The 12,927-nt window shown below is 44.3% G+C and carries 11 protein-coding genes; 5 read left to right on the top strand and 6 right to left on the bottom strand.

The window, feature by feature from the left end; translation table 11 throughout:
* Positions 1–4: 4 nt before the first annotated feature.
* The 3 genes from murQ to rarD form a co-directional block, all read right to left on the bottom strand.
* The gene (murQ, locus tag AC58PV_RS05255; RefSeq protein ID WP_068663318.1) at positions 5–919 is read right to left on the bottom strand and encodes an N-acetylmuramic acid 6-phosphate etherase; all 915 of its coding nucleotides are present in this window, start codon (positions 917–919) and stop codon (positions 5–7) included.
* A gap of 178 nt (positions 920–1,097) precedes the next feature.
* Complete coding sequence (locus AC58PV_RS05260; RefSeq protein ID WP_497431216.1) at positions 1,098–1,964, bottom strand: MurR/RpiR family transcriptional regulator; 867 nt, start codon at positions 1,962–1,964, stop codon at positions 1,098–1,100.
* A gap of 527 nt (positions 1,965–2,491) precedes the next feature.
* Positions 2,492–3,376 carry an EamA family transporter RarD gene (gene rarD, locus AC58PV_RS05265; RefSeq protein WP_497431217.1) on the bottom strand — a complete coding sequence of 295 codons (885 nt, stop codon included), beginning with the start codon at positions 3,374–3,376 and terminating at the stop codon, positions 2,492–2,494.
* A gap of 201 nt (positions 3,377–3,577) precedes the next feature.
* On the opposite strand from rarD, the gene AC58PV_RS05270 reads away from it, so the two are divergent.
* Genes AC58PV_RS05270 through AC58PV_RS05290 form a run of 5 tightly spaced genes read left to right on the top strand, consistent with a single transcriptional unit; the run spans position 3,578 to position 9,575 of the window.
* Positions 3,578–5,116: a spore germination protein gene (locus tag AC58PV_RS05270; protein ID WP_497431218.1), complete on the top strand. Its 1,539-nt coding sequence runs from the start codon at positions 3,578–3,580 to the stop codon at positions 5,114–5,116.
* On the top strand, positions 5,113–6,213 hold the full coding sequence (locus AC58PV_RS05275) for a GerAB/ArcD/ProY family transporter (protein ID WP_497431219.1): 1,101 nt from the start codon (positions 5,113–5,115) through the stop codon (positions 6,211–6,213). Before AC58PV_RS05270 ends, AC58PV_RS05275 begins: the two co-directional genes overlap by 4 nt.
* Positions 6,210–7,331: a Ger(x)C family spore germination C-terminal domain-containing protein gene (locus AC58PV_RS05280; protein ID WP_497431220.1), complete on the top strand. Its 1,122-nt coding sequence runs from the start codon at positions 6,210–6,212 to the stop codon at positions 7,329–7,331. Before AC58PV_RS05275 ends, AC58PV_RS05280 begins: the two co-directional genes overlap by 4 nt.
* Positions 7,332–7,353: 22 nt before the next feature.
* A complete protein-coding gene (locus AC58PV_RS05285; RefSeq protein ID WP_497431221.1) occupies positions 7,354–8,454 on the top strand; it encodes a GerAB/ArcD/ProY family transporter in 1,101 nt (366 codons plus the stop codon).
* Positions 8,451–9,575: a Ger(x)C family spore germination protein gene (locus tag AC58PV_RS05290; RefSeq protein WP_497431222.1), complete on the top strand. Its 1,125-nt coding sequence runs from the start codon at positions 8,451–8,453 to the stop codon at positions 9,573–9,575. The genes AC58PV_RS05285 and AC58PV_RS05290 overlap by 4 nt, the downstream gene beginning before the upstream one ends.
* 89 nt (positions 9,576–9,664) lie before the next feature.
* Here AC58PV_RS05290 and AC58PV_RS05295 read toward each other — a convergent pair whose 3' ends face one another.
* The 3 genes from AC58PV_RS05295 to AC58PV_RS05305 form a co-directional block, all read right to left on the bottom strand.
* Positions 9,665–10,546 carry a carbohydrate ABC transporter permease gene (locus AC58PV_RS05295; RefSeq protein ID WP_497431223.1) on the bottom strand — a complete coding sequence of 294 codons (882 nt, stop codon included), beginning with the start codon at positions 10,544–10,546 and terminating at the stop codon, positions 9,665–9,667.
* 22 nt (positions 10,547–10,568) lie between these two features.
* Positions 10,569–11,450 (bottom strand): carbohydrate ABC transporter permease, encoded by an 882-nt coding sequence (locus AC58PV_RS05300; protein ID WP_497431224.1) that lies wholly within the window; start codon positions 11,448–11,450, stop codon positions 10,569–10,571.
* 100 nt (positions 11,451–11,550) lie between these two features.
* Positions 11,551–12,915, bottom strand: a complete 1,365-nt coding sequence (locus AC58PV_RS05305; protein WP_497431225.1) for an extracellular solute-binding protein — start codon at positions 12,913–12,915, stop codon at positions 11,551–11,553.
* Positions 12,916–12,927 lie beyond the last annotated feature (12 nt).

The raw sequence follows: 12,927 nt of genomic DNA on the forward strand, positions 1-12,927 counted from the left end.
ATGATTAAACAACTTTTACAAAGGTACGTATGGCTCTCTTCAAACTACCCTCACACTGTTCTAATGCATCGATCGCTTCCTTCACTTCCATGCCGGTTTTAATCATCATAATGGCAAGTTTACAGTTCATGGACGCTTTCTCAAGATGGGCAATCGCTGTGGATTCATCCACTCCCGTCGCTATTCGAATGATACGAATAGAGCGATCGTACAACTTAATATTACTAGCCTTCATGTCGACCATGAGATTGTTATACGTCTTTCCAAGCTTAACCATTGTTCCTGTAGTCAGCATGTTAAGGACCAGCTTCTGTGCTGTACCCGCCTTCAGACGAGTAGATCCCATAATAACTTCCGGCCCAACTACTGGTGCGATGCACACATCTGTAACAGCTACCAATTTGGAATTCTTGTTATTCACGACACCAATCGTTGCCGCACCAATTTCTTTCGCTTTCTTCAAGCAAGCAATTACGAATTGTGCACTTCCGCTGGCTGTAATCCCAATTACCGCATCCTTATCTGTTACTCCGCATCGTTCAATGAGGGCGACCCCCTCCTCAGCGTTGTCTTCAAAACCTTCCACTGCTGTTCGCAGCGCCCCATCGCCACCGGCGATATGACCTTGCACCAACAGGGGATCAATGCCAAAGGTTGGAGGACATTCAGATGCATCAAGCACACCGAGTCTGCCAGAAGAACCAGCTCCTACGTAGAGCATCCTGCCACCGTTTTTGAGAACTCCATGCAAAATATCAACCGCTTTCACGATCTGTGATATCTCGGCTCCGACTGCTGCTGGAACCAATGCATCCTGTTCGTTCATCATTCGGAGCATTTGCTCTGTTGAACTTTCGTCAATTGTCTGTGTCTTATCATTAATCTCTTCCGTAGTTAAACCCGATAGATACTCATCCATAGCTGCTGTCCTCCTGCCTGCTGTACTCTTTACCCCTCTTATACTAACGAAAAATTTCAACTTGGTCAATACTTTTTGAAATTTTATTTTACAGTAAAATAAAATATTGATTTTTTATTTCTTATATTTCGACAAAAAAACGATGCCTGAAAGGACATCGTTAGTGTGTTCGTAACATTTATCTTCTATGCTTGGAGCTGGCAATAATATCATGTGTCTTGGCCAAATACTTCTTCACATGCTTATATTCGCTGCTCGCTACCCCTGCAAAAAGGATATCGATGACCGTCAACATCGCAATGCGCGAACCCATAGCGCCGCTTCGAATCGTCACTTCCGGTGTCGAAATGCTAAGAACGATATTCGCGTTGTCCGCTAAAGCGCTTTTATTATACTTCGTAATGGCTATGATTGTGGCGCCGTTCTTCTTGGCGATCTCGAGCGTATCTAGAATTTCAATCGTGCTGCCCGAATTGGAAATGAAGATCGCGACATCACCTTTTCCAAGCAACGTAGCTGCAGTTAATTGACTATGACCATCTGTGTATGTGTGGCACATCTTATTGATGCGTGAGAATTTCTGCTCAGCGTCCATGCCAACTAGCCCCGATGCTCCGATGCCGAAGAATACAATACGATTGCAAGCGACTAACACTTTGACCGCGCGGGCAATTTCATTGCGATCAATCACGCTGAGCGTATCTTCAATGGATTTGCTATTATTATGCGAAATGTTGGAGATAATCGTAGAGAGATCATCACCAGGTTGAATATCGGTATATTGGTCCTTCTGCTCCTCATCCATCGATCCCAGCGAAGCTGAAATGCTCACGATAAAGTTGCGATAGCCCTTATACCCCATCGTTTTGCAAAAGCGCAGGACAGATGCATCACTCGTTTTGGTGAATTGCGCGAGGCTCTTGATCGAGAGATGTGGAATCTCCTCCACATGATCTAATATATACTCGGCCACTAACTTCTCCACGGGCGTTAGGCTGTCTTTCATATCGCGAATTTTGATCAAAATATTATCATTTATTGACATATAGGTTCCCTACTCACCATAGATTATCCAAGCTGAAATCACCTCCATCATACGGATAATTAGGTGAAAAAACAAGATGCTGAAGTAAATTTATTGTAAAATTCAAGGCGATTATGGAAATTTTATTTCAACAATTACTAAATTAATGAAATTAAATTCCGCCATTTGTGTCTGGAAATATCGCGGCGCGTGACATAGAAAAACCCCGCTCGAGATTCGCTCTCGAGCGGGGTTCTTTGTGCTTTTGGGCCATATGGAAATTTAACTCCTCCACCGCTGCCACAAACAAATTAGATGGATTTTATGTTGTTATTTCTGCTGATTTTCTCCACTTTGGAGCAATAGATGGATATTCTACAGTTAATTTGCTCCATTACTCACCAATCCGGCAATCTGCCTCAAATTAGCTGTACTTTTTACATCTATTCACTAAATCTCACGTAAAACGGATGAAATAGATGTACTTTTTACATCTAATTGAAAAATTAGCTACTCAACTGAGCACACACTTCTACTCAAATTTCGTCCTAATCCGTAACGGCTACCGTTCGCGCTACACGAATTGATGCGAATGCATAGACGATCAATGCACTCCAGATGAACGCAAAGCTAATCATAAGCATGAGCGAGAATTGCTCTTTGAACACGAAGATACTAAGCAACAGCGTAATCGAAGGTCCGATATACTGAATGAAGCCCAGCATAGACAGCGGCAGTTGTACAGCAGCCTTGGCAAACCAGAGCAAGGGCAACGCAGTGGCTGCACCTGCCAGCAATAGCAAGATCAGCGTGATCGGCGGCAGGGTCCAAGCGGCATCCTGATGCGTAGCAGATAAGTAGACAACGTAGACTACGGCGATAGGAAAAACGAATGCGGTTTCCCCCGCGAGCCCGGTTGCGGCATCGTAGGTGACTCTCTTTTTCACCAGGCTGTATAAGCCAAAAGTAGCTGCTAACGTGAGTGATACCCACGGAAATCGACCATAATCTATCGTTGCAATAAGAACACCAATTCCTGCCAAAACCACAGCCAGCCATTGTCTACCCGTCGGCTTCTCCCGTAAGAACAGCACCGCCAACATAATGTTGAAGAGCGGCGTAATGTAATACCCGAGGCTCGTCTCGATCACATGGCCGTTATTAACGGCCCATATAAAGATGAGCCAATTGGTGCTAATGAGCAGGCTGCTTGCCCCCATCAGCAATAAACTGGTGCGATTGGTGACAAGGCTGCGAAATTGCTGCCATTTGCCTGTTCCAACGACAATCAGAATTGCCATAAATACGAATGACCAAATCACGCGATGCGATAAAATTTCCCCAGCCTTCAACGATCCAAAAAGCTTCCAATACACGGGCAACAAACCCCACGCAATGTAAGCAATAATGGCATAGCCAAGACCTTTTTTCATACGAAAAACCCCACTTCATGTACAAGTCACATCATGCAATGAACATATAATCTGTCCATCGGTTAATTACATTGTTCCATTGTAATGTAGTGTAGAGCTTTTGTATATGCCACCTCTATGTTCGCATGTCATCTGCATGAATAAATTCCCTGAAATCTTGGATAATAAAAGAAAAATATGGGATGAGCGTGGTGAAGATCGATGCTATTTTCAAACTTGTTCGGCCAGAAGAAGTATCGTTCGGTTCAAGAGCAAGTTAATCAGCTGCCTAGCAACACCATAAGCACGTCTTTGGTGCAAAATATAACCTATTTAAATAGTCAATTCAGTCAAACCCCTGATCTGGTTGTGCGGCATTTTATCATTAAGAAGTCTGAGGAGCAGGCAGCATTAGTCTATTTAAATGGACTTGTAGATAAAAACGCAATTAATAACAATGTGCTCCGCCCACTGCAAACTGAAACGGGAAACGGGAGTGCGCTTGACGATATGACGGTAAATGTTGGCCAAGTTCAAAGCTTGTTTACTTGGCCGCATGTCGAGAATGCCATCTTGCAAGGCAATAGTGTACTCTTCGTGAACGGGTGGACCAAAGCCTCCGCACTAGGTACGCAAGGCTGGCCGCAGCGGTCGATTGTGGACTCACAGATTGAGACTTCTTTAAAAGGAGCGCATCAAGGCTTTGTTGAGACGGGCAGTCAGAATATTGCTTTAATCCGTCGCTATATTCAAAATCGAGAATTAAAAATTAAGGAAATGATCGTAGGGCAAAGAGGAAATACTTTAGTTTCTATTTTATATTTAAGTGATGTTGCTCACCCTGAGGTGCTGCAGGAACTGGAAGACCGCATTGCGCTAATTGATGTCGATGCCATCCTTAATACAGGCGAGTTAGCAGAGTTTATCGAGGATAATCCGTATTCGCCATTCCCTCAATTCATTACAACGGAAAGACCAGATGCTGCAGCTTCACAAATATTGCAAGGAAGGATCGCTGTTGTCGTAGACTGTTCACCCAGCGTATTGATAGCACCGGCAGCATTTGCAGCATTTTTTCAAAACATCGACGACTACAGCACCCGCTGGTCGATCGCTACTTTTATACGGTTGCTGCGGATGTTCGCATTTTGCGTCGCGATCTTTTTGCCAGCGTTCTACATTGCCGTCATTTCCTATAACTTCGAGATCATTCCCGTTAAATTATTGCTAACGATTGGCGAGTTCAGAGGTCGCGTACCTTTCCCGCCATTTGTGGAAGCGATCATCATGGAGCTAACGCTAGAAATGATGCGTGAGGCTGGGGTACGTCTCCCTGCACCCGTTGGGCAAACTGTTGGCATAGTCGGAGGCATCGTGATTGGACAGGCCATCGTTCAGGCAGGATTCATTAGCAATACCATGGTAATTATCGTTGCATTTACAGCCATTGCCTCTTTCATCCTGCCTAATTATGATATGGTCGCAGCCGTCCGGCTTATCCGCTTCGTCATGATGCTAGCTGCTTCCATGTTCGGCTTTGTTGGCATCATTATTGCATTGATGACCATGATCGGTCATCTGATTGCGCTCGAATCACTTGGTACACCATACGGTACTCCGTTTGCACCGGTAAGACTTGCCGATTGGAAAGATACGTTCTTCCGTTTACCACTGTGGACAATGGGCAAGCGACCTTTAAGCACAAGAGCAACGCAAGCGAAGAAGCAAGGATCAAATCGTCCAAAAGGTGATGGGAAATGAAGAAATACGCATTTAACGAGATCACCTCTATGCAATATATTTTTCTCAATAGCGGCATTCAAATTAGTGTTTTCTTTTTCTCGATGCCACGCAAACTATCCGAAAAGGCAGGTACCGATGGCTGGATCGCACTCATTATCGGCTGGGCTGTTACGGTAGCAGCAAGCTTGATTGTTATTCAGGTGATGAAAAGGTACCCCGATGGAACATTGTTTGATCTACTCTCACGATATTTGGGCAAATGGACAGGCAAGACAGCCGCCTTCTTGTATGCCCTTTATCTCTTTTATTACGCCTACACGGGTCTCGTACAGGCCGTATTGCTTACGAAAGCATGGCTTTTGCCGCAAACTTCAGCATCTATCGTCATGCTGTTATTGCTCATCCCCACTTATGTGATTGCACGTAATGGACTTCGCGTCTTGGGCAGATATGCGGAAATCGTTTTTATGATCTCCTGCTGGATACCATTCGTATATTTGCTAGTGCTCAAAGACGCCAACTGGCTCAATATGTTTCCTCTCTTAAAGGAAGGATGGATGCCCGTATTCTCAGCGGTGCCTACAACTTTCTTTTCGTATATTGGATTCGCTACTACGTTTATTTTGTATCCGTTCTTGAAGAACAAACAACAGGCTTCTAGCGCTATTGTGATCTCCGATACACTGACAATGTTTGGGTATTTGTTCATTACCATTATCTGTTTTGCCTATTACAGCCCTGATGAAATTCAGAATTTAAACGAACCCATCATCAGTATCTTAGAATCTATCGAGTTTAAGTTTGTAGAACGAATAGGCGTGCTGTTTATCGCATTTTTTTTGATTATTTTTTCATTAGCGTGGATACCCGCGATCTACATGGGCGTGTTCTGCACGAGCTGGTTGCTGGGAAAGGATGACCATCGCAATCATTTGCGGATCTTGTGGTTCTTCCTTGCTGCAGCTACATTTTTCTTCATGCCAACTTTTAACCAGAGCGATCGCATGAGTGATTTCCTTACTCGCGTTGGCTTTGCGATTGAATACATTTTCCCTAGTATCTTACTTATCTATTTATGGATGTATGATCACTTACCGTGGAGGAAGCGCATATGAACAAAAGATTCCTCTTTATTCTGCTTATCGCGATAGATATCATCATCATTCCCGGCTGCAGTGACAGATTAGATTTAGAAAATACCTCATTTCCTTTACTCGTCGGTTTTGATCTCGATAAAGAAAACGAGTTAATTGCTTATAGCACATCTCCCGTTTTCAGTAAAAATGTAGAGAAAAAAACACGGGAACTCATGGTGAAACCACAGACGAATCGTCAATCCAGAGAAAAAAATGACAGTTATACAGAGGGTGTCTTTCAAGGCAGAAGTATCCAAGTCATCTTGTTATCTAAGCGCATCCTGCAGCAAGAAAATTGGTTCCAACTAACGGATGTCTGGTTTCGTGATCCGAGAAATGCGTTAACGCCAAGGATCATTGCTTTCGACGGACCTCTCTCTGAAATCATCTACCTAAATCCGAAAGATCAGCCGATACTGCCCTTATTGCTTCGGGAAATGATCGATACGAAGGACGTCAGATCGGAAACGGTAAATACGACTTTGCAAGAGCTTCACGAACAATTAAGTGAAACGGGCGAGACTCCCCTCGTCTCAGAGGTTCGCGTTCGCGATAAACAAATTGCGATGACTGGTATAACACTGCTAGATCATAAAGGGCATTTTGCTGATTCACTGAACATACAGGAAAGCATTCTACTGCGAATACTGCAAAACAGTACGAAAAAGACCGTCAGCTTAACAATCCCCATTCCCGGCGAAATAAAGGTCGGACCATTTCATACAGACAAATTAAGTTTAAACGCTGATAACATCAAGGTGAAAATCAAGACATCCTACCTCAAGGATAACTTTCAGTTCGATATGCACATTACCATGCGAGTTGGCTTATCGGAGCTTATGTTCCCTTACGACGTGCGAAGTCACGGGACTGAGCTGGAAAATAAGATAACCGTGCAAATCCAACAGCAGTTGGAAAGTCTCATAGCGAAAATACAAAGGGGTAAAATTGATCCGATTGGGCTTGGGTTCCATGCTCGGGCGCACGCATACAGCCATTTCAAGAATGTGGAAGATCATTGGGGGGAAACGCTGTCCAAAGCTGACATTCATGTATCCGTGAAAACAATCATAGGCGCTATGGGAAGAGTGAAATAAAAGCTCTAAAGGAGGACAGCAAGTGAATAAATATACAATGAATGAAATCACCATCATGCAGTATATCTTTCTCAACTTTGGTATGGTAGTGAGCTTCAGCTTTTTGTCGTTGCCGCGCGTATTAGCCGAACATGCAGGTACGTCAGGCTGGATCGCGCTCATCATCGTCTGGTTGATCACATCTGGAGCGAGTTTGATCGTCATACAGGTGATGAAGAAGTACCCTGAGGGTACCTTGTTAGATTTACTGACGACGTATATGGGCAAATGGGCAGGCAAAGTGGGCGCCGTCTTATTTGCTCTTTATCTTTTTTACTGTGGATATACCAGTCTTATCTATACCATATTGATTACCAAACAATATCTATTACCGCAAACTCCGGCGTATATCGTTATGCTTCTGCTGCTCATTCCCACTTATGTCATTGTGCGTAACGGCCCGCGCATCTTAGGTAGATACGTGGAATTAATTATCCTCCTGTCCTTATGGATCCCATTCGTTTATTTGATTCCGCTCAAAGATGCTCACTGGCTCCGTCTGCTTCCTGTGCTCCAGGAAGGATGGCATCCTGTACTCTCCGCGATACCTAGCACTTTCTACTATCATATAGGTTTTTCAACCACCTTTATTCTCTATCCATTTCTTAAAAATAAGCAGATGGCATCAGCCGGGATTGTGATCTCGTATGGACTGACGATGCTCATGTATTTGTTCATTACCGTTATCTGTTTCGTGTATTTCAGTCCAGATGAAATATTGACGTACAACGAACCGACGATCAATGTACTGAAAGCGATTGAGTTTAAGTTTATAGCACGAATCGAAGTGTTATTTATTGCATTTTATTTACTTATCTTTTCATTATCCTGGATACCGACGATGTACATGAGCGTTTTTTGCACAACTTGGTTATTCGGAAAGCAGGATCATCGCAATCATTTGCGTCTGCTTTGGCTATTCATCGCTGTAGGCACGTACTTCTTCATGCCTACTTTTTTTCAGAGTGAACGGATGAACACTTTGCTTGGTCAGATCGGCTTTGTTGTCGAGTATATGTTTCCTTCTTGTTTACTCCTATACATATGGCTGCATAATCGTTTGGGGTGGAGGAAGCACCTATGAACAAACGGCTTCTATTCACTATTTTCATCATTATAAGCGTGCTAATCATTCCGGGCTGTAGTGACCGGTTGGATTTGGAAGAATCCACAAGCAACCTTGCACTCGGTCTGGATCTCGATAATGAAAATAACTTAATTGTCTATGTAAACAGCCCTTCGTTCGGTAGAGATATCAAAAAGACAACACAAGATATCGTAGTGAAGTCACAAACACTTCGTCAAGCGAGAGGGGAAGAAGATCAATTTGCACCTGGCGTTATTACAGGCAGAAAAGTTCAGGTCTTACTTATCGGGAAGCGCATCCTAGAAAATGAAGGCTGGTTCCCCCTGTTTGACGTCTACTTTCGTGATATGAAGAATCCTTTAACACCTAGAGTCATCGCTATTGATGGGCCTATCTCAGACATCATATTCCTGCATCCGAAAGATCAACCGATGTTGCCTTTATTGTTGCGGGGGATGGTTGACACGAAAAGCACAAGATCGGAAACGACAAAAACAACACTGCAGAAGCTGCATTGGCAAATGTCCGAGAAGGGAGTGACACCCTATCTCTCCGAAATCCAGTTGGACAATGCCAAACAGATTAGGCTGGTTGGCACAACGCTGCTTAATCATAAAGGGAAATACATGACTTCGCTCAGCGCGGAGGAAACCATTTTACTTCAAATATTAAATAAAAACGCCAAGAAGCCTGTTAGTTTCACACTTCCCATTCCTGGTCAAGAGAAAAGCGGTCCAATTCATACAGACCATTTAAGTCTATCGGTTCAAGGCATGAAAACGAAAATAAAAACGTCTTACCAACAGAACAAATTTCGATTCGATATCAATATTACTATGCCTGCCGCAATCACAGAACTCCTGTTCCCTTTTGATGTACGAAAGAATAAGCAAGAGTTAGAGAAAATGATTTCTGAACTTACGCAACAGCAATTCAATAACCTGATCAAGAAGATACAGCAGAATCAAATAGATCCGATTGGACTAGGACTTTATGCGCGGGCTCATGAATACCGTCAATACAAGAAAGTGGAGGAGCATTGGGGAGAAACTCTGTCAGAGGCTGACATTCATCTTGCGGTTAAGGTTAAAATAAACGGTATGGGACCCATGAAATGACTGGGCTTAGAGGTAATGTGGTTTCGAAGCGATGAATGGAGCGCGGCTATTGGAAAGAATCCCCGATTGCTCGGGGATCCTTTACGGCATTAACCTTTGACAGAACCCGCTGCGATCCCTTCTACGATACGGTTACTGAGCACGACGAAAGCAATCAAGATTGGCAAAATGCTGATCATCAAGGTAGCGCCAATAGCGCCCCAATCGGTTGTGTATTGACCGATGAAGTTTTGAACGCCGACGGTTAGTGTTTTATATTTTTCCGATGAGATGAACGTGTTCACGAAAATGAACTCATTCCAATTGTAAATGATGTTAATAATCACTGCTGTCGATATCACGGATGCCGTCATCGGCAGTGTAATATTAAAGAAAATACGGTTAATGGAGCATCCATCCATAACGGCTGCTTCTTCCACTTCACGCGGGAGCGTGTAGTAAAAACCGAGCAAAATCATAATCGTAATCGGCAGATTGAACGAAATATAAGACAGAATCAACGATAACGGATGGTTCGTTAAGTGCATTTTCATGAATAGACTGAACAACGGAATGAGCGTAGAATGCACGGGAATCATCAGACCCACCATAAACAATCCTAGCACGAACGACTGCAGCTTCCATCTCATCCGAGTTAACGCGAACGTAACGAAGCTGGCGAGTAGCACCGTAACCCCCACCGACACTAACGTCATCCAGACGCTGTTGAAAAAGTAGCTGTTAATATGGCCCTGCGTCCATACCTTCTCATAATTTTCCCAACGCAGCCTTTCTGGAAAAGCGAACGGAGCCAAGTTGAAAATTTCCTCATTATTTTTCAAAGAGAACAGCATCAACCATAAGAGAGGAAAAATCTGAATCACGGCGACAATCGTTAACATGATGTACAGGACGCCATAGCCGATCTGCGCGGGCAGCTTGCTGCGCGCGGCTAACGTCTGTGTGCTGCGACGGGTCGTTTCGATTTGCATCGGAATCGGAATCTCCTTTCATTTACGAATATTGGATATCGTCTTTGGCCGCTGTTGCTTTACGAATCAGCCAAGTGACAACGAGACAAATCAAGAGCAACATAAAACCGATGGCGCTGGCATAGCCGAAATCATAGCCTTTGAACGCCTTGCGGTACATATAGGAAGCCATCACTTCACTGGATCCGTTAGGTCCGCCGCCTGTCATAACATAGATCAAATCGAAATATTTCAATGATCCAACAACAGCCAGGACAACCGTTACTTTCATCACTTCCGCGATTAGCGGAACGCGAATGGATACAGCGATGCGCCATGGACTGGCGCCATCAATGCGCGCTGCTTCGATCAGCGAGGTCGGGACATTTTTCAAGGCAGCGTAATAGATCAAAATATAAAATCCAGCGTACTGCCACAAAATTGGCAGGAAAATTGCGTATAAAACGATCGATGGATTGGACAACCACTCCGGTGTATGCGTGACCCCCAGCGACGTTAGGATAGCATTCAATACCCCGTTCGTCGGGTGGAAAATTTTCAACCATAGTTGGGCGATAGCAACGGAAGAAAGCAGCATGGGGATTAAATAAATTTTGCGAAATAAGTTAGCACCGCGAATATTTGCGGATAGCACCAGAGCCACAACCAAGTAGACGACTAGACTGAGTGCTGAGAAGACCGCGAGTAAGAACGAATGCTTCGCGCTTCCCCAGAACAATTTGTCGTGAAGCAACTCTATATAATTATCCAAGCCGATGAAGCTCATCTTGCCAACGCCGTCCCATTTCATTAAGCCGTAATAGCCAGTCATCACGATTGGCATGTAGATCAAGGCTATAAGCAGGAATAACGAGGGAATCACATATAAAGCAATCATGGATTTATTCGACATGACTTTATCCACAGCAGGCACTCCCTTTCTCTAAGCCAGATACAGCGAAAGGACATATCGCTTGCAGGATTGCAGGGATATGTCCTTCCCGTATCGTTCCTATTCGTTTCGCTTACTTCGCCTCTTTGGCTAGCGCATCTTCATGATTCTTGGCAAAATCCGCTGGCGAGACAGCCTTACCGAATAGAGCTTGAATCATGTTCAAGTGAACTTCTGCGGAAGCAGGCTTCATTTGCACATCGGCGAATAGGGTAATGCTGCTTGCTTTATTGAGCTCATTCAACAGATCAATATACATTTGTGGCAGCTTCACTTTGGATGTATCTACTTTCGTAGCTGGGATTACGCCTGCCTCTGTGATTGCGTGCTCGCCCCACTTCTTAACGAAGAAGCTGACGAATTTCTTGGACTCTTCTTTCACCTTAGAGTTGTTAGCAACGAACAAGCCTACGCCTGGTCCGCCAACCCAGCTGTCCAAGTTTCCTTTTCCACCTGTAACGGTTGGGAATTTAAAGAACCCGATTTGATCTTTGAACGCTTGTGGCACATCTTTGTTCGTTGTATAGTTCGGCAGTTCCCATGTTCCCATCATATACATAGCGGCTTTGCTATTCATGAACTCCGCTTTACCTTCGTCGTTGCCAAGCCCGTTAAAGCCTTTATTGAACGCATTCATGTCAACAAGCTTGGAAATTTCGGAAGCGGCTTGCACCAAGCCTGGATCATTGAAAGTTCCGGAGCGATCAATGGCTTTTTTCAACGTTTCGGAGCCCGCGATCCGATCTGCTAGGTACATGTACCAGAGTGAGCCGGTCCAACGGTCCTTGTTACCCAATGCGATTGGGGCCACGCCGCCTGCGCTTAGTGTTTTGACGATGTTAAGGAACTCGTCATAGGTCTTCGGCGGAGCCAAGTTATATTTGGCGAAAATGGCTTTGTTGTAATACACCGGTACGATGTTCAACTCAACAGGAAGACCATACGTTTTGCCGCCGAAAGCATAAGCATCCGTCGTGCCTTTCACGAATTGGTCTTTCAAGTCTCCTTGCAGCATATCGTCCAGCGGGGCAAACATATCGCCTTTTACATAAGGGTCCATGTAGCCTGCTGCCCAAGTGAAGCCTACGTCTGGAAGCGCATTCGAAGTAGATAGCACTTTCATTTTATTCTTGTATTGTTCGTTCTCCAGCACTTCTTGTTCGATCGTAACGTTAGGATTTAACTTGGTATATTCGGTGATGATATCGTTTACAATTTTGTTTTGCGTTGCGGAGTTTCCTGCCGGCCAGAGATGCATCATTTTGATGTTGACTTTTTTAGCGGGTTGCGTTGTAGCTGCGGCTGTCTCTGCTGCTTTGGCCGACTCTTTCGGTGCTGCCGATGAAGTTGATGTATCTGTCGAGCTGGAGCAGCCTGTAAGTGCTACGGATAAGCCTAGCATTGTAGTGAGTGACCATGTAAGCGTTTTTCTTACCATGTTTGTTTCCCC

The sequence above is a fragment of the Paenibacillus sp. J22FR83 genome (assembly GCF_059691955.1).